The sequence below is a fragment of the Bacillus sp. UNC41MFS5 genome (genome assembly GCF_000686805.1).
In genome coordinates, this window is sequence record NZ_KK366017.1 from 123,146 (window position 1) to 150,006 (window position 26,861).

A 26,861-nucleotide genomic window follows, 5' to 3' on the forward strand; every position below is an offset into this window, starting at 1 on the left:
CTAATGACCTCCTCCATCCATTCCATGATGCCTCTTCGTTTCAATACCAAAGAATTGGACTAATGAATATGCGCACGTCATGACACCCGTAATCGGCATAACGACATATGTAATGCTGTTGGGAAGCCCTGTAGCAGGCAATATCGATGAATGCATCATTTTTGTAAAATTCCAACCATAGAAAACCAAATAAAATCCAAATAAAAAGATACTGGTGAAGATGATTTTGTCGAGTATCCAATTGATTGGTTTTGGAAATAAATTTGTGAATGAATCCATTCCCAAGTGCAGTTTTTCCCGGAATCCAATTGCAATCCCCATAAATGAAAACCATATTAATAGAAGTAGAGTGACTTCTTCCGACCAGAAAAAGACAAAGTTAAACAATTTTCTTGTTATGACCTGCATGGTAACAATGAGGATCATCGATACCAAAGCCAGCAGGGCAAATCCCTCCAGTGCCCGATCGATAACAAGCAGAATTCGGACAAATCTGCTATTCTTGCTTCTATCACCGTGGATATTTTTTACTATCTCTTCATTAGGAATAGCTGAAATATTCCCAGCCTCCTCAGTGTCGATGGTGTTCTGAGAAAATACTGTGTTTTGTAAACTTTTAATGTTGTCCGCCTCCTCCAATATTTGATTAAGTAGTTTGCGGTACTTTGAAATCGATTACATAATCTGGGGTTACCAAAGCTCTACTGAAGCCTGTTTATTGGAAACACAGATTAAATACAGATTAAACACAAAGCTCCAGCAGAAACGTATGGCTGATCATCAATAACGGAACGAGCCTAAAGAAAGCTTATCAACTTAAAGAACGAGTGGATTTTCCTTCCTTTAAGATAGGGTAAACAGTAGTAAGCCGTTCAAATGGTTCATTTTCTTTCATCATTTTGATCAATGTATATGCAATGGTTTCACCCATTTCAAAAAGAGGTAAAGACATGGTCGTTAACGTTGGATTGGTAAACTGTGACATTTCGATCCCGTCAAACCCAATGACTGAAATATCTTCAGGAACTTTTAAATTCAGGTCGGTACATGCCTGTATCACATGGGCAGCAGCTAAATCGTTATAGGTTGTGATTGCTGTCACTTGTTTCTTTACCAATTCCTCCGTAAATTTATGGACTCCTGTATTATCAACTTCTACATACTTAATTAACTCCTCATCGATCGGAATACGAAATTCATTCAAGGCCTTCTTATAACCTTGTGACCTTTGAATATTACTATGAGCACTCGATGGGCCAACAATGATGCCGATTTTGGAGTGCCCCTTTTTAATAAGATGCTTTGCAGCCTTATATCCTCCAAAGTGTGCATCCACAACCACACAAGCAGCGCCATTTACATCTAAATCACGGTTCAATAGAACAACAGGTGATATTCGAGGGATTAATTTCATTAAATTCGGCTCATCAAGTCTTGGACTACATAAAATCATTCCATCTACATTGTAGTTTTGAGACAGTTGAATAAACGAGTTTTCAAGTTCGATCTCCTCTTCCGTTGTCATGAGAAACATATTTAACTGGTTTGCTCGAAGAGTCCGTTCAATTCCTTTGACAATTTGCGCAAAGAACGGATTGGCAATATCAGGTAAAAGAACAGCAACCATATTGGTTTTTCTTGTAACCATACTTCTTGCTTGAAGACTTGGTTGAAATCCATGTTTCTCAATAATTCGTAGTACTTGTTTTCGGGTTGTTTCGTTGACTTCAGGTTTATTATTTAGAACCCTGGAAATCGTTTGCCGTGATACCCCGGCTAATTTGGCAATGTCATTAATCGTTAATTTTTTTCCCATTTCATTCATATCCTCTTGTGAACGCTCTTATTTTTTTACATTCACATTACCACATATTTTGTACCATGTGAACGGTAACAATTTATTAAAACTAACATTAACACCTGTTATATATGGCCGTCAACCTATTTTTAGAAAATTATATTTTTTTAAAAAAATTCTTGAAAGCGCTTGACGAAACCTTTTTGTTTAACTTATCTTGGAATTGTGAACGATAACAATTTTCAATTTAATTTTTGCAGGAAGATCTTAGGCTCTCACAAAACGAATGGAGGAATTACAGATGACAGTTGGAGTATTAACGACAGAATTTGAGACAAGATTAGCACGTACAAGGGAACAAATGAAGCAGCAGGGGATCGACGTTCTCTTTGTCTATAGTGATGAGTACCATCCAGGGTATTCCTTTTATTATACAGGTTTCCGTACGATTAACTGTATTGAAGAATCTGCACATGCCCTTTTTATCCCTTTAGAAGGTGAAATCCAGGCATTCTTAGGAAACCTGAATCGTTTCGCTGCTAAACGTTTCTCATATATAAAGAATGTTAATAACATCTATGAAATGGAGAAGCTTTTACCGAAGTACGTAAGTGAGCTGCCTTATGAAGTGAAAACTGTTGGGGTAGTTGGGGAAGAATTATTCCCAATCTCTTTATACCGTGAGATGGAAAAAGCATTTGTAAAAGAAGGCATAAAAATTGTAGATGCAGCTCACATTGTTGTAAAGGAGAGATTATACAAGAGTAAGGCTGAATTGGATTTAATCCGTAAGGCAGGAAAATTGGCTGATGATAGTATTCTTGCGGCACTTGAGAAAGTAGACATCGGAAAAACGGAAATCGAACTATCTGCTATCGGTGAATATGTCACACGATCCCGCGGTGGGGAAATTGGTTCCGCTTATTTAGTGGTTTCTGGTCCTGAACATACGAATCTGCCTACTTGGAGACCGATGGAGCGTAAAATTGAACGCGGTGATTATGTATGGTTTGATTTTAATCCTATGGTTGAGGGATACTGTTCCGATACTGGCATTACAGTTGCCATGGAGGGTGCTACAGCAGAACAAATCAGAATCATGAATTTCGCCTATGACACCAATCAACGGATGGTTGAATTCATAAAGCCGGGAATGACAGGTAAACAATTGTTCCAGGAAACACTTCGCCTCTGTGAAAACGCCGGACTTGCTGACTACTTCCTTCCATATACAAAAGGAATGAGAGCGATTGGCCATGGAGTTGGTCTGGAAGTCGTGGAAACACCAGATTTAGGACCGAACAGCGATTTCGTTTTCGAGCCAACTATGTGTTTTGGAATTAAATTCGACCTTCATGGCTTCGATTTTGGCGGTGTCCGAGTAGAACCAACCGTCATCATTACTGAAAACGGTGCAGAACCTGTGAACGACCTCAGAGGAATGAGAGCAAAATACGAAGCTAACCGCAGATAAAAAGAAAAATCATGAAAGTGTATGCAGACTGTTATGGATGTAACAGTCTGCATGTGTATAAGAGCGTTTTGGAAAGGAGAAACCATAAAATGGATCGATTTTATAAAGCAAAAGAAAGCAATGGCTATCAGGACATTTTCCCTGAAGATAGTCCTTTATTAAAATACTTAGCCTTTGGAAAAATTTCTTTAAAGGAAGGCCAGGAATACACGAGCTAGACCCATGGCTTTGAAACCGCACTTGTTCTGATAAAGGGCAGGGCAACGGTATCGTGTGAGGGTCAAACATGGGAACATCTTGGTGGAAGAGAAAATGTATTTCATGAGAAGGCCACAACCGTTTATATCCCTTGTCAATCAGAGTATGTAATTCGAGCGCAAACGGAATCGGATGATCCTGGGCGAAACTTTTAATCATCCAGGACAATGGTCGAGCTATCCACCCCATAAGCATGACGGGGAGCATTATCCAGAAGAACCAAACCTTGAGGAAATCTATCATTATCAAGCGAATCCTGAACAAGGATTTGGCGTGCAGCTAAACTACACAAAAGGCGGCTCCATTGATGATGCCTATATCATTCGGAATGGAGACAGTTTTGCCATCGATAAGGGCTACCATCCAGTAAATGCTGCGGGGGATATCAAATCTATTATTTGTGGTTTATGGCTGGACAGGGGAGGACCTTGAGACCATATGATGACCCTGACCATAAATGGGTTCATTCTTTAACCTAGATAACGATGGGAAATAGACATAGCCAGTTTTATCCTGCTATGTCTATTATGGCTGTTGTTGAGTTTACAAAAAAGCAAAGTTATCTAGTTTGTTTTACCCAATGATCAAAACTTTTCCATTTATGTGAGTAATGCTTTTTGCTATCGAAATAAACATAGTCAATATGAAAACATGGAGTAACGTCTCCATTTACCACATTGGTTTTTGCAAAAACAAAATGCTTTAAATGAGGGAGACTCTGAACAAATTCTATTGAAGGAATGTCACCGCATTTAAGAAGGAAAAGGGTTTCTAGTGATGATAAATATTGAAGTGGTGACAAATTCACGATTTTTTTGCACGAGTCTATTTCTAATCGTGTTAACGAGGAATGTAACTGTTCTATATCCCCTAAGTCTGTTAATCGATTTAAATAGCTTAATTCCAGTTCCTTTAAACTTTGCAGGCTGCCAATTCCTCTAAGTGAGTATACATTTGATTTTGTGATCATCAGGGATTTGAGACTTTGAAAGCTGGTCAGTTCCTGTAGATTTCCCAGCTTAGGAGTATACTGCCACAGACTTAATTCTTTTAGATTGGGAAGATGACTAAGTCCTTTAATTCTTTCGCTCCAATATAAGGAAAGAAATTCAAGATGTGGAAATCGGCTTAAATCGATCTCTTTGTTTCCAATGGCAGCTGTCAATTCAGTTAGACTTAATCCTTTAAGGTCTTTTAAATAATATAAGCCCGCTATATCTTTTAAATAACGGCTATCAAGAGTTATGTAATCAACGGTTGGACATTCACATAAAAAATTCAAATCTTTCCCTGTATAATGGGAATCCGTTATATCTAGTTGAGTAATTTGGTGATCATTAATATATTTTATCTGTTCATTAATATTATCCTTAACTGCTAAAACTACTTTCCCTTTTTCTGTTTGTATTTTCATATCACTCACCCACATAAGAATAGTTTTCAAAAATTGTAGTCGTTTACCCTGGATACAATTGCAATCGATTACATTTACCTATTTGACTTTGCCATTTCTGCTTTTACAAACTCAGTATAATAACTTATATAATATTCTGATTTTTATGTCCAACTCATGCTAAACGAATTTTTCTTTCATTCGAAATCGACTTTCTTCCTTTGAGAACCCCATTTAATACTTTTAGACAAGCCCGTCATAATTTTTTTGTTTTTTGTGTGAAAGAAAGCCGACAGATACAATTGTCCTGTCGGCTTATTGAAATTAGACCATAGATATGGACTGTTTTTTGAGGTTAAACACCTTATTTAAAGCCAAGATAACCCCATCATGATCTTATCCTCTGTCACGAATTCAGCACTTTCCTTCACACATTCAGGCGCATTCCCCATTGCAATCCCAAGTCCCGCTGCTTCTAACATCCCAATGTCATTTGCGCCGTTACCAATCGTTACGACTTCTTCAGGGGATATCCCCAGGTGGGTGATGACTGGTAAAATCCCGGTCAATTTTGATCCCTTCGGAAATACCTCCAAGCGCTGCTGCGTCCTTTGCTGTTTCCTGCAAAATGACCCGCTGCTTCTGGTTTACATAAAGTACTAACCGATGTGCATCGCTGAAAGAGAGGAAGAAGATCGAAATAATAGTTTGCAAGCGATTATTGAATCCTACCAATCTCTGTTATTGGAGCCTTTTCAAGTATATATCAAAATGCTTTCAGTCCCTGCATTCCTATTAGCGGCAGAACATGGAGATACCATTCGTGAAAACGAACTTCGGGTTTTGAAAACGATCAACCCTTCGATGCAGGTTGAAAGGGTTAAAGGAGTAAGCCACATGGTGTATAAAGATGCACCAGAACAAACAGTTGATTATATTGTTTCATTTATAGAAGGAATTACAAAAAAATAAACGAGGTGTTAATAAATGACTGTTGAATTTCAAGAAATGGTTTCTCTGTTTAAAAAACAACTTGAATTGTGTAAATTAAAGCGGTCTGAAACGATGGCGGTATTAACCTCGGGCGAGATTAGAGCAGATTATGCGAAAGCGTTCCTGACGGCAGCTTCCGAGATCGGGGCGAACGCCTTTGAATTGAAACTGCCGCCAGCTAAACAAGGAGCTTCTGGTTCGTTTGGCATTACACCGTTAACCGATAACCGAGTCGCAGTTGAATGCTTGAAGAAGGCCGACCTTGTTATTGACTTAGTTCTCCTCCTTTTTTCTAAAGAACAATTGGAACTGCAGGATGCAGGAGTAAGAATTCTGTTGGTTGTCGAACCTTTCGATGTAATTAAAAGAATGTTTCCAAAGGAAAGCGACAAAGAGAGAGTTCTATATGCAACCCAATTATTAAGGAATGCAAAAGAATTAAGATTCACCAATAAGGCGGGCAGCGATGTTACCTATCAGCTAGGTCAATATCCAATCCTTACGGAATACGGTTTTGCTGATGAACCAGGCAGATGGGACCACTTGCCAAGTTGTTTTTCTGCTGCCACATCTAATGATGGCGGAGTTGACGGGGTAGTAGTTTTGGATAAAGGGGACATATTTTTCCCGTTTAACCGATATTTTCAAGACCAAGTAAAGTTAACGATAAAAGGTGGATTTGTTACGGGCATTGAAGGCGGTTTTGACGCCATGCTGATGCGGGATTATATCGAAAGTTTTAATGACCCGCGAGCTTACGCGATATCCCACATTGGCTGGGGACTTAACGAAAGGGCACAATGGCATAGTCTCGCTTTCGATGATCAAGTGTTTGGCATGGATGGGCGTGCCTTTTATGGAAATGTCTTATTCTCCTTGGGGCCAAACTCTGAATTAGGGGGGAACAACGATACCCCATGCCATCTTGATTTACCAATGAAAAATTGTACGTTATACCTGGACGGCAAGTTAATTGTTAAAGATGGAGACATTGTGATCGATGAAATGAAAGCTGCTAAACCACAGCTGGCTTGATTGACTAAACTAAATATTCCCTTGTGGTAAAAGGATGATTTTGTATCACTGAATATGGAAAAAACTGAATAAAGATGGAATCACTCTACTGCAATTTAATACAACTTCTTTGCGAGAGATGGTACTTTTTAAAGAAATTATGAACATTAAACGGAGGTATGTATTTTGAGCAACCAAACGGTTAAGATGAAAGAACATTCTTCAATTGAAATACGCGGTGTCGATATGATTCCGGAGAATGAGCGGAATTCAAAGGCATCCAATGTGTTCTACGTCCTATGTGGTTCGCAGTTTGCTTTTGGCATTATGGCAATCGGTTCATTACCGATTGTGTTCGGACTTGGCTGGTGGGCAGCATTCTGGGCAATGACGGTGGGGCTTGCGTTTGGCTCCATTGCAATCGGACCAATTTCCATTTTGTCACAGAGAACAGGTACGAATGGAGCACTAGCAAGTGGAGCACATTTTGGGGTAAAGGGCCTTATTATTGGTTCGTTTCTTAATATTGTAATAGCGATTGGTTTCTAAGCTCTTATGGTTTGGACAGGGGCTCAAGCCTTCGTCGCGGGAGGTCACCGGTTGTTTGGCTGGTCAGAAGGAACCGGTACATTATTGATAGGGTGTATCATCGTCAGTGTCATAACCGCAATAGTAGCAATAATGGGTCATAAAGTAGTAGTTTTGTTTGAAAAAATAGGAACCTACCTGGTAGGAAGTATTGTCATTATGTCTATGTTTATATTTGCTTCAAAGTTCAACGTTAGTTACGAAGGTGGTCATTATGTATTAGGTGGTTTTTGGCCGACTTGGGCACTCGCCATGCTGGTAATCGCTTCGGTTCCTATTTCGTATGCACCATTTGTTGGGGATTATAGCCGATATATTCCCAATAGTCATAGTTCGACGAAATTGGCAGGGGCCACATCCCTGGGAATGTTTGTCGGGTGTTGGTTAGCAATGGTACCTGCAGCATTTATGATGTCAACGGTGAAGGATTTATCTACCCCATTCGTAAAAGGAATTATTGGGGGGCTCCATCATGGTATCGCTCCAATTACAATTGCAGGGATATTTGGTGCTCTGCCGTTGTGTTTATACAGTGCCGGACTTTCTCTCGAATCCCTCGGATGGACGCTTAAACGGGTAACACCCACCATAATTATGGAAATTGTCGGTTTTCTCTTGGTATTTATCGGAGTTCAAGATGTGTCCAATATGATACACCTAATCGACGGGTTTGTTATTATTATTATTATCGTGGGTGTGTCACCTTGGTTAGCGATCAATCTTGTCGGACATTACTTGGTAAAAGGGCGGTATAAACCATTAGTTTTACACAATAGTTCTACGTCAAGCAGCTATTGGTACTCTAGGATTTAACATACCTGCTATTATTTCATGGACGATTGGATTGATTGTGGGATTGTTGTTTACAAGTACCAGCATTTTCACCGGTCCATTCGTATCTGTCGTCGGCGGCATTGATTTAAGTTTTACTTCATCTGCGCTTGTTGGGGCGATTGTACTACGCTTTAACGAATTTGTTTCCATATCGTTCAAGAGAAGTATCTAGTGAAGTTGCTGAGAATATAGTTCCTTAAATTATTTCGGGAAGTCATTAATTTTATGATGGTAGACGAACTTCTTTTTAAAAGGAGTTCGTTTTTATTAGGGATGATTCTGTTTTTTATTGGAATATTTTCAAGGGGGTAAAGCGAATGGGAAAAACATTACATTTGGGGCCGCAAAAAATTTCAAAAGTCCCTGCACCAGTCCAATTCCATAGGTGGCCAATCTGGCGCTGCTGCGGGGAATACTCAAACCTATTTTAAAGGGTTTTTGTGTTATTCAATTTTCTAGGAATGAGACAGTTTGTATACAATGTCCTTTTTTTCATTTACGTAAAGTTATTGTATTTATTCATGTAATCGATTACAATAAATGTAAACGAACACTGAAGGGGAAAGCAATACATGGTCAGAATTGCGGATGTTGCAAAAATGGCAAATGTTTCAACGGCCACAGTATCCCGAGTCATAAGTAATGCAGGGACTGTAAAAAAAGAAACAGCTGAGAAAGTTTTAGAAGCCATAAAAGAATTAAATTACCAGCCTAATATGCTGGCAAGACAATTAAGAAGATCTGAAACCAAAACAATTCTTGTGGTGGTTCCTGATATAACCAATACTTTCTTTTCTGCGGTGCTGCGCGGAATTGAATCCGTTGCCATCGAAAACGGATATCAAGTACTTCTAGGAGATGCGCGAAACGATGTCGAAAGCGAAACTAGTTTTTTAACGATATTAGGTCAGAAAAAAGCAGATGGGTTGATATTATTAACGGCAAGGACCGATCAAAAAATATTAGAAGATTTATCCAGGGACTACCCTGTAGTATTGGCGTGTGAATACTATGAGGGTTCCAAGCTTCCTACGGTCTCCATTGATAATGTTAGCAGTGCAAGAAAGGCAACTGAATATTTAATTAGCTTAAACCACAAGAGAATTGGACATATTTCCGGACCCTTGAATATTGTCGTTGGACGAGATCGATGTAGGGGGTTTCATCAAGCAATGGCGCAACACGGCCTGTCTGTGGATCCAAGTTTGGTACAGGAAGGCGAATTCTCTTTTGAAAGTGGATTTAATTTAATGATGAAATTTTTGTCACTAGAGAATCCTCCTACAGCCCTTTTTGCCGGTAATGATGAAATGGCTATGGGTGCCATTAAAGCCGCTAAATCTAAAGGTTTAAGAGTTCCAGAAGATTTATCTGTTGTTGGCTTTGATGATATTCAATTTGCATCGATTTTTGAACCTGCTCTAACAACCGTGGCACAACCAACGTTTGATATGGGTCAAAAAGCGATGCGTTTACTGTTAAAATTAATTAAAGATGAAGAAATAGAGAAAGATCAATTTATTCTTCCTGATAAACTCATTGTCCGTGAATCTTGCAAAGAACTTACCGTAGAAGAGTAGTTTAGCCTATTCCTGTTAGAATTAAAATAATGAAAAACAAAAGGGGAGTGAACTTAATAATGGTTCACTCCCTATTTATCATTATTAGGGGATCAGCGATTCTATTGGTTCCAGAACAGTTTTTATCATTCTGATTAAAAAAGAATCGAGGAAGTTTAAAAAAAATATTGAATTCTGAACTGTAATCGATTACAATGAGGGTGTCGAAAAAAAGAGTAAAATATTTTAGTGTCAAGTGAGAGAGTATTTTATTCTGAAAGGTTATTTCTTAATTTAAAGTATGAATAAGTTCAAATTTTTTTCGACGAAAATGTAATCCATTACATTTATAGAAGTTTGAAGGATAGGTAAATTATTTATTTACTAGGACTAAACACATATTTTTTTTGCAAGTCAGTGTAATCGATTACACCAAATTAATTCTACTCATTCTTGGGTGAATAGAAAAGTTCGATTGGAGGACGGAAAACAAATGGAAAAAATAAAAGTAGGAATCATCGGGACAGGTTTCATTGGCCCGACACATATTGAAGCAATCAGAAGACTTGGATTCGTGGAAGTCGTAGCATTAGCCGAGACGAGTCAAGAACAAGCGGAAAGAAAGGCAGCTGAACTTGGAATTCCGAAAGCATACGGAGATTACCTTGAAATGCTGCGTGACAGCGAAATTCAGGTAGTTCATAATTGTACCCCAAACCATGTGCACTTTGCGATTAATAAAGAAATTATTTTAGCAGGTAAACATGTGATCTCAGAGAAACCGCTTGCGATGAATAGTGAAGAATCAGCGGAATTGTTGGCATTGGCTCAAAAACAGGGTGTTGTACATGGTGTGAACTTTAATTACAGACAGCATGCGAGTGTGCAAAACCTGCGAGCTAAAATTGCTAATGGTGACCTTGGGAAAGTGAATTTGGTTCACGGAAGCTATTTGCAGGATTGGTTACTATATGAAACGGATTTTAACTGGCGTTTAGCACCGGAAGTCGGCGGAAAATCTCGCGCAGTAGCAGATATCGGGTCTCATTGGTGTGACACCGTTCAATTTGTTACCGGTAAAAAGATTGTAGAAGTATTTGCTGATTTAGCAACGGTCATTCCAGTTAGAAAGAAAGCAATTGGAAGTGTGGCCACTTTCAGCACACAAAGTACTGAAGATGTAGAATATGAAGATGTTTCAATCAATACAGAAGACTATGCATCCGTACTAGTTCGTTTTGAAGATGGATCAAGAGGAGTCTTCACTGTTTCACAAGTAAGTGCAGGCCGAAAAAATCGTTTAAGCTTTGAAATCGATGGCAGCAAGAGCTCTGCTTACTGGAATCAAGAAGAGCCAGAAAAATTATGGATGGGGCACAGGGATAAGCCGAATGAGATCCTTCTTGCCGATCCGGCACTGTTCGCACCTGAAGCAAGATCAGCGATTCATCATCCAGGAGGTCATAACGAAGGCTGGCCGGATGCACTGAAAAATATGATGTTAAATTATTATACGTTCATTCGTGATGGTAAAGATCCTTTAAAGGATCAAGCTAATTTTGCTACATTCGAAGACGGTCATATTTCGATGGCTATTACCGATGCCATTTTAGAAAGCCATGAACAGCAAAAATGGGTCAAAGTTCAGGCGGAAAAGGAGGTTTTAGTATGAAACTAGGTGTGTTTACAGTTCTATATCAAAATCTTCCTTTCGAAGCCATGCTCGATAAATTAGCCGAAATGGGAGTAGAGGCGGTGGAGATAGGGACCGGTAACTATCCCGGAAACAATCATTGTAATCCGGAAGAATTGTTAGGGAATCCGGATAAAATCAGATCGTTCAAACGGGCGATTGAATGCAGGGGATTAACCATCAGCGGACTAAGCTGTCATGGCAACCCTCTACATCCTAATGTAAAGGCTGCCAAAGAGGCGCATGATGTATGGAGAAAAACGGTTTTACTGGCTGAACAGTTAGAGGTACCAGTTATCAATGGTTTTGCTGGATGTCCAGGGGATCATCCGGGTGCCAAGTTTCCGAATTGGGTGACCTGCTCTTGGCCTCCAGAATATGCAGAAGTCTTAGAATGGCAATGGAATGATATCGTTATTCCGTACTGGAAAGAAGAAGCGAAATTCGCTGAATTGCATGGGATTCATCAAATTGCTTTCGAAATGCATCCGGGATTTGTTGTCTATAATCCGGAAACACTACTAAAGCTAAGAGAACAAGCAGGAGTGAACATCGGAGCCAACTTCGATCCAAGCCATTTGGTATGGCAAGGAATCGACCCAGTCGAAGCTATTAAAAAATTAGGCAGGGAAAATGCAATCTTCCATTTCCATGCGAAAGATACGTATTTAGACCAGGCAAATATTAAGGTGAATGGTGTTCTTGATACCAAGCATTACAGTAAAGTGTTGGATCGCTCTTGGACATTCCGCTCTGTCGGCTATGGCCATAATGAAAAAATGTGGAAGGACATCATCAGTACACTGCGTGCTGTAGGATATGATTACGTCGTTTCCATTGAACATGAGGATATGCTTGCGTCTACCGATGAAGGTTTAATGAAAGCCATCACACTGTTAAAAGGAACGTTGTTTAAAGAGCAAGTATCGGAAATGTGGTGGGCTTAAGGAAGCACAGGGACGGTTCTCATGCTTCCGAAGCATGAGAACCGTCCCCCGCACCCAATTAATAAAAATAGAGGTGTTGAAAATGAAAACGCTTGTAGGTCAAGAACGTACTTTAGGCGGACTTCCAATGGGAGTCGTTTGGGGATTTGTTGCAACGTTAATTTTTATGGCCGGTGACGGTCTCGAGCACGCATGGTTGTCTCCCTATCTGATTGAAAAGGGATTGACCGTTCAACAATCAGCTACTCTTTTTGCGGTTTATGGAGCGATCTTAGCTATCGCATCTTATTTTTCTGGTGTACTCACCGAGATGTGGGGACCAAGGAAGGTAATGGTTATTGGTCTTGTTACTTGGTTAATCGGTCAGGTACTATTCATTGAATATGGTTTAAAGTTAAACAATTACGCTATTATGCTCCCGACTTATGGGATTCGTGGTTTAGGTTATCCTTTATTCTGCTACTCTTTCTTAGTGTGGGTTACTTATCGCAGTCCAGAGCGGATTCTGGCAACAGCTATAGGATTGTTCTGGGCAGCGTGGAGCGGCGGACTTTATGTTGTAGGAAGTTATTTCCCAGCTTACATGCTTCCGAAGATCGGATATATCGGGTTATTGTGGAGTGCTGTAGCTTGGGTGTTAGTCGGAGGAATTGTTGGTCTTTTTGTAGTAAAAGGTGATGTAAAAAAGGAACAAAAGGGAGATCCAAAGGAAAAGCTAAAGAGCTTAATGAGTGGATTTACCATTTGTGTCGAACAGCCGAAAGTGGCGATCGGCGGCGTGGTTCGGATTATCAATTCAACAGGGATCGGTTCACTGCCAATCTTTTTCCCGATGTACTTGAAGTCCAATTACGGATTCACAACTGAACAGTTTTTACAAATGTGGGGAACGATGTGGTTTGCAAATATAATCTTTAACCTAATCATTCCTTACATCAGTGATAAATGGTTGGGCTGGCAAAAAACGATTCAATGGCTTGGCAGCTTCGGTATGGGCGTTATGTTACTCGTCTTGCTTTACACACCTGAAGTATTTGGCAGCAGTTTCTTGGCTTTAAATATTGCTGGCATTTTTATGGGAATTGTGCTCTGTGGTTTCGTTCCGCTTTCTGCATTGGTAGCATCGCTTGCTCCGGAGAAAAAAGGATCGGCGATGGCGATTGTAAGCTTTGGTGCAGGAATGTCCTACTTTATCGCCCCGGCAATCGTTGGGTTATTTATTGGACTTATCGGTGCAAAAGGGGTTATTTGGATTTTCGCAGGTACGTATTTCCTTGGTGCCTATCTAATGAAGTTTATGAAGCTTCCTTCCGAAGAAAATAAGAAAAACGAAATCGTATTAGAAAAACACGCAGGTTAGTTTTTAAGAAATGCCATCAACAATTAAGGGGGATGTACCATGATTATCATTCACGCAAAAATGAAGGTAAAGGCGTCTTATCGTGAAATATTCTTGGAAGAGGCAAGGCTTGTAACAAAACCGTCTCAAGCGGAGTCCGGAAATAGTGGTTATCAATATTATGAAAATCCAGAAGAGGCGAACAGCTTTATCTTTGTTGAGAAATGGAAGGATGAAGAAGCGATTCAACTGCATGAGGAAACCCCACACTTTAAAAGATTCATAAAAGCTGTTGAACCCATAGTTTCTGAACCTATCCATGCAGAATTATTTGAGGCTTCAGTGAAAAATTAATATTGGACAAAAATAAGGATTAACTCCGAGCTGTGTATCAGCTTAGAGTTAATCTTTATTTGGTAACTACAATCTTATCAGGTTAGTATAGAAAGGGATGGATGAAAAAATGAATCTGGAATTAAAAAATAAAACCGCACTTGTGACTGGCAGCAGTAAAGGTATTGGGAAAGCAATTGCCATGGCGTTTGCGGAAGAAGGTGCCAACGTTGTAATTTGTGCACGCGGCGCGGAAGCGTTAAATGAGGCGTCGGCTGAAATCGAAAAAAACGGAGGACGTGTTCTTGCTATTCAAGCCGATTTAACCAAACAAGCAGACGTCGACCATCTTGTTGCTTCTGCTATTAATCGTTTTAAAACCGTCGACATCCTCGTTAATAATGCGGGGATTGCTAGTGGATTTGATGACTTTGAATCATTAGATATAGACGAGTGGCAGCATATTTTTGACGTCAATCTTTTTGGGACTGTACGTGTAACTAAAGCAATTATTCCTTTTATGAAAAGAACAGGATTTGGCCGCATTATTAACATTTCATCTGAATCCGGCATTCAACCAGACGCATTCATGCCTCATTACAATGCCTCTAAAGCAGCACTGATTAATTTTACAAAAAGCTTATCCAAGGCATATGCTGCAGAAGGAATACTCGTCAATACGGTATCGCCCGCGTTTATCATGACACCTATGCTGGAGAACTTGTTAAAAGATAACGCAGCGAAGCTGAATATAAGTTATGAGGAAGCAATTCAGGAATTTTTAAAGGAAAATCGTCCGCATGTCGAAGTGAAACGGCCAAGGACGGTCGAGGAAGTTGCTTCAGCTGTTGTGTACCTTGCATCCGCAAAGGCTTCTTTTATTAATGGTGTAAACCTTCGAGTTGATGGTGGCTCCGTTGCAAGCCTCTAATCTGAATGCTTTAACTATGAATCATCGTCAACATCTTGAAGAGCTGGCAGTAGGTATCGCTCGCGAAATTCGTAACCAATTGAAGGTTGTAAAGGGATTTATTCATGTTGATAGTATAAAAGGAAAGGGAACAACTTTTACGATTTCCTTTCCTCCTAAGCTTATGGTGAACAAATTGTGACTTTTTGTGACAATTTAAAATAATAGGTTGCATATTTAGGTGTAATCGATTACAATAATTCATGTAAGCGATACAACATCTATTATTCTTGTCTGATGATAGTATTGACTAGAAATAAATAGAGATTAATTCATTACTTCCTTTTAAAAAACGGCAGTTCATCTGCACACAAAAATGTAATGGATTACATTATGCTAAACCGTAAATAATGGATTAAATCTTAATATTATTGAAAGTTTAGAGAAATTTTTAAAAAGAAAATGTAATCGATTACTATCTTTGAAGGTGAGTTTGCTTCGGTTTTTATAGGATGAAATATGGCACACTAAATTCCAAAAGATATGGAGGTAATCACATGAAATTAGGTTATCAAACAAATACTTGGGGCGGCGTAGTTGGTCATCCAGCGGGTGTTACTTCTGTTAAGGATTCTTACTACCTTGCTTACGGATCATCAGAAGAGGCATTAAAGGATATTTCCGAAGCAGGCTATGATGGCTTTGAAATCTTTGATGGCAACTTGATGGAATACAAAGATAAAAAAGATGAGTTTTTAAAATTGATGAACGAGCATTCATTAACTTTGGTTGGTGTTTATACAGGCGGGAACTTTATTTTCCCTGATATTTTAGAAGAAGAATTAATAAAAATCGAAAGTGTCGCACAATTCGCATCAGAAGTAGGTGCAATCCACCTGGTAATCGGCGGTGGAGCGGTGCGTGCAAACGGCATTCTTGAAAGCGATTATACGGCTCTTGGTAATGCGCTTAATAAAGTAGTTGAAATTGCTGAAAAATATAATCTGATTGCAAGTTATCATCCGCATTTAGGAACGAACGTTCAGGCTCCTGAACAATTAGATAAACTAATGCCATTAACAAAGATTAACCTTTGCCCAGATACAGCTCACATTGAAGCTGGCGGTGGAGATCCTGTGGCTGTCATCAAAAAATATGTGGACCGCATCAAATATGTTCACTTTAAAGATTATGCCAATGGAGAGTTTTTACCGTTAGGGGAAGGTCATCAGAAATTCGATGAAATGGTTAAAGTATTAGAAGAAGCAAACTATGATGGCTGGATTACGGTTGAGTTAGACAGCTACCCAGATCCAAAACAAGGGGCTAAAATCAGCCGCAGCTATTTAAATCAATTTGATAAAGTAAATCAAGCATAGATAATAGTGGGAGGATACTAAAATGAAAAAATTAAACGTAGGTATGATAGGCGGAGGATTTATGGGTAAGGCGCATTCACTTGCATATGCAGGTATGCCAATGTTTTTCTGGCCAGCACCAGCAATTCCTCATCGTCACACAGTAGTAGACGTTAACGAAGGATTAGCTAAAGATGCAGCAGCAAGATTAGGCTTTGACAACTATGCTACCGATTGGAGAGAAGTTGTTAACAACCCAGAAATCGATGTGATTGATATCGTAACTCCAAATAATACCCACGCAGAGATTGCGATTGCAGCTGCAAAAGCTGGAAAGCATATTATTTGTGAAAAGCCATTAGCATTAGGTGCTGAACAAGCGAAAGAAATGTTAGAAGCAGTAAAAGCAGCAGGTGTAAAACACGCGGTTGCTTTCAACTACAGAAGAACACCAGCTGTTGCGCTTGCGAAAAAATATATTGAAGAAGGAAGAATTGGTAAAGTTCTAAGCTTCCGTGGAACGTACTTACAAGACTGGTCAGCTGATCCGAACTCTCCATTATCATGGCGCTTCCAAAAGAAAATCGCTGGGTCAGGTGCACTAGGTGATATTGGTACACACGTAGTTGATTATGCTCGTTACCTTGTTGGCGAAATCACAGATGTAAATGCGATCACAAAAACATGGATTCCTGAAAGACCGATTCAAACTGGCGGCATCGACAAGTTAGGTACAGTAAAAGCCGGTGGCGACGATGTACCTAAAGCAGCTGTAGATGTGGATGATGAATTTATTACGATGGTTAAGTTTGATAATGGTGCAATCGGAACGATTGAAGCAACACGTAATGCACATGGCCGCAACAACTTCCTAACTTTTGAAATTCATGGTGAAAAAGGTTCATTATACTTTAACTATGAGCGCCGTGACGAACTTCAAGTTTGCTTCGCAGATGATCCAAGTGATGCAAAAGGCTTCAGAACCGTTTATACAGGACCTGCTACTCCTTACGGCGAAGGATTATGGCCAATTCCTGCTCTAGGTATTGGTTACGGCGAAACAAAGATCATTGAAACATATGATTTCTTTAAAGCAATCAGTGAGGGTACTGAATTCTCACCTAACTTCAATGATGGCTACCAGATTGAATTGATTGCTGATGCGATTCTTGAATCTGCTGAAAAAGGTCAATGGGTTAATCTTGAAAAAACAGCTGCGGCTGTAAAATAATGAGAAGGTAGAAGCGCACGTTAGTCACTTGGCGTTGGAGCAAGACAATTCTCAACCTTAACAAGAGGCTTCTCAATCGAGGAGCCTCTTTTGTAAAAATGGCGCTTTTCGGAGGGGAAAACATGAAGGAAATGAGTGAATGGTTATGGAAGAAAGATGGTTAGTTGGTGTTGATATAGGCGGGACCACGATTAAATTAGCTTTTATCAGTTTGCAGGGTGACATCATTTATAGCTGGGAGATCGATACTGATATAAGTAATAAGGGCAAACACATACCTGAATCGATTGCAAGATCGATTGATCAAAAGTTAGAAGAATTAAATCAAACAAAAAATCAGTTAGTTGCAATCGGAGTTGGTGCGCCAGGCCCAGTGAACGAGGAGGACGGCTCCGTTGAAGTGGCTGTGAACCTGGGCTGGGAACGATTCCAATTACAAACTATCCTTGAGAGGGAAACATCTCTGCCGGTTGTGGTCGACAACGATGCAAATATAGCAGCAATCGGTGAAATGTGGAAAGGTGCGGGTAAAGGGGCTAAAAACTTAATTTGTGTTACTTTAGGAACAGGTGTTGGTGGCGGAATTATCGTTAATGGCGAGGTTGTACATGGGGTAAATGGAGCCGGTGGTGAAATCGGTCATATAACATCCGTTCCTAGAGATGGATCACCTTGTAATTGTGGGAAATCAGGATGTCTGGAAACGGTAGCATCCGCAACAGGAGTTGTCCGTTTGGCAATGGAGGAATTAGCTTCTACCAACGAGACTAGTATATTGCGAGATTATTATGATGGACAGTTCCTGTCTGCCAAGCGGGTTTTTGACGCTGCAACCGAAGGGGATAATCTCGCCAACAGAGTCATAGGTGAGGTTGCCTACCGTTTAGGATTGGCCCTAGCTAATTTAGCCAATGGCTTAAATCCTGAAAAAATCGTTATTGGAGGCGGAGTCTCAAAAGCTGGTGATACATTGCTGAGACCTCTGAAAGAGGAATTTATTCAATTCGCTTTTCCGAGAGTTGCTCATGGTGTCAAGATTGTTATTGCCACACTAGGCAATAACGCAGGGGTCATTGGAGGAGCTTGGCTGGCGAAAGAGAAGCTAATTAATAAGTTAGTACTTCAATAATGTACAATAGGTTTTTTCTAATTCAAAAAAGATTAAAGGCGAAAAACTACTGTTTTTCGCCTTTGTCCTTTTTAGGCTGTATCATTGTTTCTTCACGTGAGAGATATTATATGAAGTGGTGCAACTCACACAATTATTGAATAGCAAATTATTTGGAGATTAAAAAAAGCAAACAAGAAACTTTTTTATTGAGCCTTATCAAGGCTATTGGATCTGGTAAAAATATACATTGACTGTAACAGGATATAAAAAAATTCAGTTTTGCGGAGAGGAATATATATGACAATGGCAGATGAGAATTGGACACAGTTTGTTCTTGAGGGAACTACTAATATCAACGTAAGAAAAGAAATTTTAGATTCGTGGAATAGGTGTAAGCATTTGGGCGTTTCCTATGAAAAGGAAGAAATTTTCTCACATATTAAACAAAGTGATTTTGTAAGCAGACAACAAAAAAATTTCGACCTGATTAACGCCGCAGTACCAGTTATGGAGGAATTTTGTAAACGCTTAAAAGGGGGAGGATACCTTCTTTTGCTTGCGGATGCAGATGGATATTTATTAGAAGTGATGGGCGATCATAAATCACAAAAATTAGCTGACCAGTGCGGAATATGTCCTGGGGCACGATGGACAGAAGAAAATGTTGGTTCTACAGGATTATCAATTGCGCTTAGAACACGGACTGCTATGGCTACTTCAGGGAATGAGCATTACTGTTTAGCTCTTCGGGGCTGGGATTGTTCTGCATGTCCTATTTTTGTTGATGGAGTTTATATAGGAACATTTGACGTTTGCCGCATAGGTCCCAAAAATGATTTGAAAGAGTTATATACACTGGCAGGTGCCGGTGCTCGTGCCGTTACGGAAAGATACCAGTTTAATAAAACGAAAATCAAAGAACAGGTTTTATCAAGTGTATTAACCGACTACGTTCATAAGTTGAACGAAAAAACAGGTATTATTTCGTTTGATAAAAATGGTATTGAGTTATTCAAAAATAAGCCGGCTCAAGACTTTTTAATGTTGTTTGAAAAAAACAAATTTGATTTGAAATCAAAAGAAAAAAAAATATTTAGTAGTTTTGATAATGGTTCGGTATTGAATGAAATTGAAGTGGATGGGAAGAAATTTGCTATCGATTCAGAAGTAATATTGAGTAAAGACAAACAGTTAGCTACCGTCATATTTATACATCCCAAATCAAAGTTAATTTTACCCAATACTATAGTAACCCCCGATTATTTTGCCTTTAATACTAAAAATGCAGCTTTTGAGAAGACCATACAAATGGCTGTAAAGGTTTCAAAAAGTGATGCAAGCATTCTAATACAAGGGGAAAGTGGAGTAGGAAAGGATTATATGGCTCGTTTTATTCACAATCAAAGCAAAAGAAGGGACTATCCTTATACCGCAATTAATTGTGCAGCATTGCCGCGGGAACTAATTAGTACAGAGCTGTTTGGTTATGAAGCCGGTGCCTTTACAGGTGCTAAACTCAAAGGGAATCAAGGAAAAATTGAAGCGTCTAACAAAGGCACAATATTCTTAGATGAAATAGCAGATTTGCCATTAGATTTACAAGCTACTCTTCTTAGAACTTTGGAAGAGAAACAAGTCATAAGGGTTGGCGGTACTACACCAATTCCAGTTAGTGTACGTTTTTTAGCTGCTACAAATAAAAATATGAAAGAACTAGTTGAAAAAGGGGAATTTCGAGAAGATCTTTACTATCGCTTAAACGTGTTTAATATAAAGATCCCTTCTTTAAGAGAACGAATCGAAGATTTAGAAAGTATTTTTAATACCATGTTGTCCAAAGCTTGCGAAAAAGCGCAACGAAAAAAAATCTCCCTCACTGCAAAAGCAATTAGTTTATTTCAACAACATACATGGCCGGGGAATTTAAGGGAACTCAGAAATGTAATTGAACGAATTGTTTATCTACACGATGAAGATACGTTCGATTCATTTCATGCACATGAGTTTTTAAGAGCAGACCAATCAGCTGAAAAAACTAGTGAGCGTGAATATATCACATACATTCTCCACAAAACGAATGGCAATCGTACTGAGGCTGCAAAGGAAATGGGTATATCTCGCAGTGCTTTGTATCGGAAAATCCAAAAATATAGTATCGAATAAATGGTATATATACTGTTCACTCGTCCGAACATAGACCGGTCAAATATACATGATATGAAGGCGGAATCTTGTATTAAAAAATGAACAGGACTGTTCTAATCTGCGTTTTCCCTCTATTTTGAATACTATAATTAATTGGCATGGTAATTGCATTAATAAATAGTGTAGCCGCTTATAAGGCTAACAATTTCATAAGGGGGACAAGCAATATGCATGTTGGAACAAAAGAATGGATGGGTCAGTTCCAGAAAACGGTAAACAATGACCAGGAACTCAATGTTATTGGAAAGTACTTCACTACAAAATTCCTTTGGCAGATTGGCCCAGAGAGTTACGTGATTGAAGTTTTAGAAGGAAAAATTAAGAATATTATTTCAAATCCAACTCCACTGGAACCTTGGAAATTTGCAATCCGTGGAACAGTAGACGCTTGGAGGAAGTTTACTCAGCCGACTCCACCTCCGATGTATCACGAATTATTTGCTGCCATGTTCCAAGGTAACTTACAGATAGATGGCGATATCAAGGAGTTAATGGCAAACCTACGTGCAATGACTCGCCTTCTGGATGTAACAAGAGAAGTTCAACTTACAGTAGCATAAAAAGGAGGATAAAAAATGAGTAAATTATCTACGGTTAAAGGTCGTTATGTTTACGTAAATGTACAAGATGTTGAATACAAGGTTTACTTTGAGGAAAATGGCCAAGGTATCCCTCTTGTTTGTCAACATACGGCAGGTTCTGATAACCGCCAGTGGCGCGGACTTTTAGAGGATGGAAACATAACCAAAAATTTCAGGGTTATTGCTTATGATTTACCACGTCATGGAAAATCAGATCCTCCACATGCTGTTGAGTGGTGGAAGGAAGAATATAAACTTACCACCCAGTGGTTTCTTCAATTTGTTAGAAGTTTTTGTGAGGAGCTTGAACTTGAAAATCCTGTATTCATGGGAAGTTCATTTGGTGGAAATGTAGCCTTGCAACTCGCTCTTGAATATCCGGATTACTTTAGAGCAACCATTCCTGTCGAAGGAGCCGATTATACTCCAGGCTATTTTGTGGATTGGTGGAACCATCCTCATACGCATGGCGGAGAGGTTTGTGCATCTGGGACTTGGGGTCTTATGGCGCCACAAAGCCCTGAAAAAGATCGTCGTCTAACATGGTGGTATTATAGCCAAGGAGCACCAGGTGTTTTTAAGGGGGATCTTTATTTCTATAGTGTTGATCATGACCTTCGTGGAAAACTACACCTAATCGATGCTGAAAAATGCCCTGTATATTTAATGACAGGTGAATATGATTACCTATCTACTCCTGCGGATTCAAAACATACTGCCGATCAGATCTCCGGAGCAAAATTTGTGGAAATGAAGGGAATCGGGCATTTTCCAATGAGTGAAAATTATGAGGTATTTGTTAAATACTTGGAAGAAGTTCTTCAAGATATCTTAATGAAAGAAAAAGCATTAGTAATAAAATAGACCGTCAAGTTTTGTTTGATATCATACAGGGGAGGCGCTAAGTCGTCTCGTCTGTTATTTTTTATCCTTTTATAACAGATGACAAGTATATAAGTAAAAAGGAGACGAAAGAAGGATGAAACATTACAACATGTACATAAACGGCGAGTGGTTTAACACCCGTAACGTATTAGAAGTGGAAAATCCCGCCACAAAAGAAATCATTGCGTCAGTTCCAAATGGTGGGAGTGACGAAGCAAAAATTGCAGTAAATGCGGCACATGCAGCATTTTCTACGTGGTCGAAAACAACGGCATATGAACGCAGTGAATACTTAAAAAATTGGTTTACTCTCATCGAGCATAATCAAGAAGAAATTGCTAAAACGATGACGATGGAACAAGGAAAACCATTAAAAGAAGCACTAAGTGAAGTGCAGTATGCCAATAGTTTTTTATCATGGTATGCTGAGGAAGCTAAGCGTGTATATGGGGAAACGATTCCAGCTTCTCATTCACATAAACGCCTGCTTATTCAAAAACAGCCAGTTGGCGTTGTCGCAGCGATTACGCCTTGGAACTTCCCTGCGGCCATGATTACAAGAAAAGTAGCTCCGGCATTAGCGGCTGGTTGTACGATTGTTGTTAAACCAGCAGAATCTACTCCGTTAACCGCTTTGCTATTAGCGAACTTCGCACACGAAGCAGGCATCCCCAAAGGGGTTATCAATGTGGTTACAGGAGATCCGAAAGAAATCGGAAACGTTTGGCTAGATGATCCACGTGTAAAGAAGATTACCTTTACGGGTTCCACGGAAGTGGGTAAATATTTGATGAGGCGTGCAGCAGATACGGTGAAAAAGGTTTCGCTTGAATTGGGCGGTCATGCTCCGTTCATTGTTATGTCTGATGCCAATATCAAAAAAGCGGTCGAGGGCGTTATTCAATCAAAATTCCGAAATGCCGGTCAAACATGTATATGTACAAATCGTATTTATGTGCAAGAAGGCATCGCCGCATCATTTATACAAGAGTTCGCTGCAGCAGCTGCGTTATTAAAAGTCGGTAGCGGCTTTGAAGAAGGTACTGACATCGGTCCGCTCATTAACTACAATGCAATAGAAAAAGTGAAAAGCCATATCTCTGATGCAGTCGATAAAGGCGCTGAAGTATTAGTAGGGGGCAATCAGCTTATTGCAAAGAACGGCTATTATTTTGAACCAACGTTGTTAAGTGGGGTAACAGATGAAATGGATTGTATGAAAGAAGAAACATTTGGACCGCTTGCACCGATTACGACCTTTAAAACGGAAGAAGAAGTGATTGAGCGTGCAAATAACTCTCCTTATGGATTAGCTGCATATGTATATACTGAAAATCTTGGATGTTCGATTCGTGTAAGTGAGGGCTTGGAATTTGGAATCGTTGGTGTGAATGACAGTATTCCATCTGTTTCACAGGCACCATTTGGTGGATTAAAAGAAAGCGGCTTAGGACGTGAAGGCGGCCATTACGGTATTGAGGAATTTTTGGAAGTAAAATACATTTCAATAGGCATATAATCTGAGCGAAAAAAATGGTCTTAAATGTGCCCGCTGTGCGCCTTAGTTCTCAAAACGTTAATTGTGGCGTTTTAAAGGCTCTCAACCGATTTGGTTGGGGGTCTTTTTTATGACTTAACACTGTTTTTGACCAGCTAAAGTTTGTTTTTTCAATAAATCTAAGAATATCATTTTTAGGGACTGATTGTGTTTTTCTTTTGGTACTAGACGTGAAAATGGGAGATTTTGCTTTGCATAAACGGAAAATCTCCCCTTATTTACCTCGAAACGAGCTCCATTCTACATTTAACCGGAAAATCTCCGCTTATTTTACTTTTGCTGGTTACTCGATTAAGGAGAAGACATTTTATTTAAAAAGGAGTGAGTATTATCTCAAAATCCAAGAGAACCTCATTTTGATGTATTACGGTGAGGTAGTATATAAAAAGGGTTTTTGTACTCCTTATAAAGAAACTTGCCTCATTTTTATATACCAATAACGATGCCAAGACGACTGTCATTTCATTTCAGCACGTATTTTAAGAAAAGCACCTCAAAACGGAAGCCTTTAAGCTCATCTCCGCGCTTTTTTCTATTGAAAAATATTAATTAGTTGAATTTTCTTTTACAGCTGCCATGTCCCTTTTTGACGGCCAGAAAGCCCATTTTCCCAGTATGACTGTGATTGATGGTACAAGTAATGGCCGTACGATGAATGTGTCCAATAAAACTCCGATGGCAGTAATTGTTCCAAAGTGTACAAGGACTTGAATAGGTAAGGTTGTTAATATCGCAAATGTTCCTGCTAGAATTAAACCAGCAGAAGTGATGACTGAGCCAGATTCAGCGACGCCTTCTTTAATGGCTTGTAGCAGTGGCAAATGCCTGCTTTTTTTCCATATACTCGAAATCATAAAGATATTATAATCTTCCCCTAATGCGACGATAAATACAAAGGCATATAGAGGAATAAATCCTTGGATCGCTTCAATTCCAAAAACATAATGAAGAAGTACCCAGCCGAGTCCAAGTGCACTAAAGTATGATAATAGAACCGTTCCAATTAAATAAGCTGTTGCTGTAATTGAACGAAGATAAACAAGCAGCAATACAGCGATGATACTGATAACAATCGGAATAATAATGCTGCTATCATGATTGGTTGTCTGTTTGGTATCATACTGTTCAGCTGTTAGACCCCCAATCCAAACATGATCAGATGTATGAACAATTCCAGCATTTTTTAAACTGTTTTCTACAGTTTTGCGAAGGTCTGGAATATGACTCATTGCTTTATTTGAATAGGGGTTAACATTCATTTCTACATTATAGCTAATTATATTTGTATTTTTTGCTCCCTGTTTCCCTTCAGAAACTAATTCTATGAATGTGAGTTTCTCTAAATCTTCTTTTACAGCGTTTGATTTCCCCTCAGTTTGCACGATCACTTGAACAGGTGCTAGTTCACCTGGATTAAAGTGATCTGAAATGATCTTGAAACCTTCTCTTGATGGCATATCTTTTGGAAAAGAAGATAAGGTATCGTAAGTATAAACAATTTTGGATGAAAAAAATGCAAAAATACCTAAAAATAATAACGTTATTACCATTAACTCAATTGGCTTTTTCACGATAAGTTTTCCTAGCCGTGTACCAAAACCCTCTTTATCATTTTGAGGAGGTAGAGTTTTTCCTTTCTTTTGGGCTCGTCCTTCTTGCATGGACCTAGTCAATGGCAAGAACGGATAAAAGGAGGCTCTGCCAATAATACTTAAGAGTGCCGGTATTAACGTTAGACTGGCCGCCATCATGATTAGAATAGAAAGGCTAAATGGAATGGCAAAGCGGTGGATTGCACCGTATTTAGAAAGTAATAACACTAGTAACGAGAAAACAACTGTTAGCCCGCTCATTGCGATAGCACCAGATGCACCTTTTAATGAGAGTTTCATAGCGGTAAGCTTATCGTTTTCTTCAAGTAAATTACTTCTAAATCGGGAAATGAGAAATAAACAATAATCAGTTCCTGCACCGAAAAGAAGTACCGTCATAATCGAAAGGGCTTGTGAGTCCAGTTCAACCCATCCAGCCTTTGCAATTCCACCTAGAATGGGACTTATGACACCATAGGCAATCCCAACCCCTAATAATGGGATCAAGGCTAAAATAGGAGAACGATAAATTAGTAGTAATAAGACGAGAACAATTGCAACCGTTCCAAATAGTAATGAAAGGTCACCTTGACTAAATAAAGCTGTTGCATCTGTTGAAACGCCTGCAGGTCCAGTAATTCGTAAAAGTATTCGATCCTTATCACTAATTTCTGCTTTATTTGGATTCTGTGGAAAAATAGAAGCAGCTCTTTCTTTGAATGCTAATATGCCATCTGCAATTTGCTCCTTGTCTGCATCCTTTTTAAATGTAACAGGTAAAATTACGGTTGTACCATCCTCTGAAAGCTGCTGTTTAAGCGCTGGGAGTGGGAATTGATAAAAAGGTACAACAGAATCCTGTGAGTCTACTGGATTTTTGTCTAAGTCCTTGGAATACGTTTGAATAAGTGAAAGATCCACTTCGGTAATTCCAGTTGATTTATACCAAGTTAACAGGGCTGGAGTACCTGAAGTTGTCGGGAATTCTTTCTCTGCAACGATTTTCGCTTGTTGTGAAGGCGTTGTTGATTCTAGATTTCTTGCCATTTCATTCTTTTGGGAATTTGCTTGTGGCAGAGTGGCATTTAAAACAGCTGCTAGAATCAGCCATGTAATAAGAACCATCCATCTGCCTTTCTTCCCACTTACAGCATTACCATACTTCTTAAACCATTGTTTCTCCAATTTGTTCACTCCAATCTTATTT

Annotated in this window: 23 protein-coding genes and 3 pseudogenes; 20 read left to right on the top strand and 6 right to left on the bottom strand. The window is 39.3% G+C overall.

Annotated features, from left to right (window positions below; translation table 11 throughout):
- Together BR30_RS0116895 and BR30_RS0116900 are read right to left on the bottom strand one after the other, a co-directional pair.
- Entirely contained in the window at positions 1-639 is a 639-nt protein-coding gene (locus tag BR30_RS0116895; protein ID WP_231507743.1) for a TRAP transporter small permease, read from the bottom strand.
- A 172-nt stretch (positions 640-811) separates the two neighbouring features.
- Positions 812-1,816, bottom strand: coding sequence for a LacI family DNA-binding transcriptional regulator (locus BR30_RS0116900; RefSeq protein ID WP_026565985.1), 1,005 nt, complete (start codon positions 1,814-1,816; stop codon positions 812-814).
- 283 nt (positions 1,817-2,099) lie between these two features.
- Between BR30_RS0116900 and BR30_RS0116905 the strand changes: the two genes are divergently transcribed.
- From BR30_RS0116905 to BR30_RS35320, 3 genes and pseudogenes are all read left to right on the top strand, one after another.
- Positions 2,100-3,272 (top strand): M24 family metallopeptidase, encoded by a 1,173-nt coding sequence (locus tag BR30_RS0116905; RefSeq protein ID WP_026565986.1) that lies wholly within the window; start codon positions 2,100-2,102, stop codon positions 3,270-3,272.
- Between the two features lie 89 nt (positions 3,273-3,361).
- Positions 3,362-3,490: a hypothetical protein gene (locus tag BR30_RS38475; RefSeq protein ID WP_269320620.1), complete on the top strand. Its 129-nt coding sequence runs from the start codon at positions 3,362-3,364 to the stop codon at positions 3,488-3,490.
- A gap of 30 nt (positions 3,491-3,520) precedes the next feature.
- Positions 3,521-4,009: pseudogene (locus BR30_RS35320) on the top strand (5-deoxy-glucuronate isomerase).
- 80 nt (positions 4,010-4,089) lie between these two features.
- Here the strand turns inward: BR30_RS35320 and BR30_RS0116920 are convergent.
- Together BR30_RS0116920 and BR30_RS0116925 are read right to left on the bottom strand one after the other, a co-directional pair.
- Entirely contained in the window at positions 4,090-4,944 is an 855-nt protein-coding gene (locus BR30_RS0116920) for a leucine-rich repeat domain-containing protein (RefSeq protein ID WP_155928696.1), read from the bottom strand.
- A 347-nt stretch (positions 4,945-5,291) separates the two neighbouring features.
- Positions 5,292-5,525 (bottom strand): annotated as a pseudogene (locus BR30_RS0116925) (HAD family hydrolase); the annotation flags it as partial.
- 64 nt (positions 5,526-5,589) lie between these two features.
- Here BR30_RS0116925 and BR30_RS0116930 point away from each other — a divergent pair.
- The 3 genes and pseudogenes from BR30_RS0116930 (at position 5,590) to BR30_RS0116945 (ending at position 8,331) form a co-directional block, all read left to right on the top strand.
- Entirely contained in the window at positions 5,590-5,895 is a 306-nt protein-coding gene (locus BR30_RS0116930) for an alpha/beta fold hydrolase (protein ID WP_026565990.1), read from the top strand.
- 15 nt (positions 5,896-5,910) lie between these two features.
- Positions 5,911-6,951: a 2,5-dihydroxypyridine 5,6-dioxygenase NicX family protein gene (locus BR30_RS0116935; RefSeq protein ID WP_026565991.1), complete on the top strand. Its 1,041-nt coding sequence runs from the start codon at positions 5,911-5,913 to the stop codon at positions 6,949-6,951.
- Between the two features lie 225 nt (positions 6,952-7,176).
- A pseudogene (locus BR30_RS0116945) lies at positions 7,177-8,331 on the top strand (purine-cytosine permease family protein).
- On the opposite strand, the gene BR30_RS36805 reads toward BR30_RS0116945, so the two are convergent.
- Positions 8,302-8,511: a hypothetical protein gene (locus tag BR30_RS36805; protein ID WP_197032354.1), complete on the bottom strand. Its 210-nt coding sequence runs from the start codon at positions 8,509-8,511 to the stop codon at positions 8,302-8,304. The pseudogene BR30_RS0116945 and the gene BR30_RS36805 overlap by 30 nt on opposite strands.
- Before the next feature lie 413 nt (positions 8,512-8,924).
- Between BR30_RS36805 and BR30_RS0116955 the strand changes: the two genes are divergently transcribed.
- From BR30_RS0116955 to BR30_RS0117020, 14 genes are all read left to right on the top strand, one after another.
- Positions 8,925-9,932 carry a LacI family DNA-binding transcriptional regulator gene (locus tag BR30_RS0116955; RefSeq protein WP_026565994.1) on the top strand — a complete coding sequence of 336 codons (1,008 nt, stop codon included), beginning with the start codon at positions 8,925-8,927 and terminating at the stop codon, positions 9,930-9,932.
- 379 nt (positions 9,933-10,311) lie between these two features.
- On the top strand, positions 10,312-11,583 hold the full coding sequence (locus BR30_RS0116960; protein ID WP_269320633.1) for a Gfo/Idh/MocA family protein: 1,272 nt from the start codon (positions 10,312-10,314) through the stop codon (positions 11,581-11,583).
- Positions 11,580-12,551: a sugar phosphate isomerase/epimerase family protein gene (locus BR30_RS0116965; protein ID WP_026565996.1), complete on the top strand. Its 972-nt coding sequence runs from the start codon at positions 11,580-11,582 to the stop codon at positions 12,549-12,551. Before BR30_RS0116960 ends, BR30_RS0116965 begins: the two co-directional genes overlap by 4 nt.
- Before the next feature lie 82 nt (positions 12,552-12,633).
- Positions 12,634-13,911 (top strand): MFS transporter, encoded by a 1,278-nt coding sequence (locus tag BR30_RS0116970; protein ID WP_026565997.1) that lies wholly within the window; start codon positions 12,634-12,636, stop codon positions 13,909-13,911.
- 39 nt (positions 13,912-13,950) lie between these two features.
- Positions 13,951-14,244 (top strand): putative quinol monooxygenase, encoded by a 294-nt coding sequence (locus tag BR30_RS0116975; RefSeq protein ID WP_026565998.1) that lies wholly within the window; start codon positions 13,951-13,953, stop codon positions 14,242-14,244.
- Positions 14,245-14,353: 109 nt separating this feature from the next.
- Positions 14,354-15,154 carry an SDR family NAD(P)-dependent oxidoreductase gene (locus BR30_RS0116980; RefSeq protein ID WP_026565999.1) on the top strand — a complete coding sequence of 267 codons (801 nt, stop codon included), beginning with the start codon at positions 14,354-14,356 and terminating at the stop codon, positions 15,152-15,154.
- 16 nt (positions 15,155-15,170) lie between these two features.
- Positions 15,171-15,335, top strand: coding sequence for a hypothetical protein (locus BR30_RS0116985; protein WP_155928702.1), 165 nt, complete (start codon positions 15,171-15,173; stop codon positions 15,333-15,335).
- Between the two features lie 355 nt (positions 15,336-15,690).
- Complete coding sequence (locus BR30_RS0116990) at positions 15,691-16,512, top strand: sugar phosphate isomerase/epimerase family protein (RefSeq protein WP_026566001.1); 822 nt, start codon at positions 15,691-15,693, stop codon at positions 16,510-16,512.
- Positions 16,513-16,534: 22 nt separating this feature from the next.
- The gene (locus BR30_RS0116995; protein ID WP_026566002.1) at positions 16,535-17,722 is read left to right on the top strand and encodes a levoglucosan dehydrogenase; all 1,188 of its coding nucleotides are present in this window, start codon (positions 16,535-16,537) and stop codon (positions 17,720-17,722) included.
- Between the two features lie 145 nt (positions 17,723-17,867).
- Positions 17,868-18,851 (top strand): ROK family glucokinase, encoded by a 984-nt coding sequence (locus tag BR30_RS0117000; protein WP_026566003.1) that lies wholly within the window; start codon positions 17,868-17,870, stop codon positions 18,849-18,851.
- A 279-nt stretch (positions 18,852-19,130) separates the two neighbouring features.
- A complete protein-coding gene (locus BR30_RS35325; protein ID WP_051633664.1) occupies positions 19,131-20,996 on the top strand; it encodes a sigma-54-dependent Fis family transcriptional regulator in 1,866 nt (621 codons plus the stop codon).
- Between the two features lie 209 nt (positions 20,997-21,205).
- Positions 21,206-21,598, top strand: coding sequence for a hypothetical protein (locus BR30_RS0117010; protein WP_026566004.1), 393 nt, complete (start codon positions 21,206-21,208; stop codon positions 21,596-21,598).
- A 15-nt stretch (positions 21,599-21,613) separates the two neighbouring features.
- The gene (locus BR30_RS0117015; protein WP_026566005.1) at positions 21,614-22,483 is read left to right on the top strand and encodes an alpha/beta fold hydrolase; all 870 of its coding nucleotides are present in this window, start codon (positions 21,614-21,616) and stop codon (positions 22,481-22,483) included.
- A 130-nt stretch (positions 22,484-22,613) separates the two neighbouring features.
- Positions 22,614-24,023, top strand: coding sequence for an NAD-dependent succinate-semialdehyde dehydrogenase (locus BR30_RS0117020; protein WP_026566006.1), 1,410 nt, complete (start codon positions 22,614-22,616; stop codon positions 24,021-24,023).
- Positions 24,024-24,607: 584 nt separating this feature from the next.
- On the opposite strand, the gene BR30_RS0117025 is transcribed toward BR30_RS0117020, so the two are convergent.
- Positions 24,608-26,779, bottom strand: a complete 2,172-nt coding sequence (locus BR30_RS0117025; protein WP_051633745.1) for an MMPL family transporter — start codon at positions 26,777-26,779, stop codon at positions 24,608-24,610.
- Positions 26,780-26,861 lie beyond the last annotated feature (82 nt).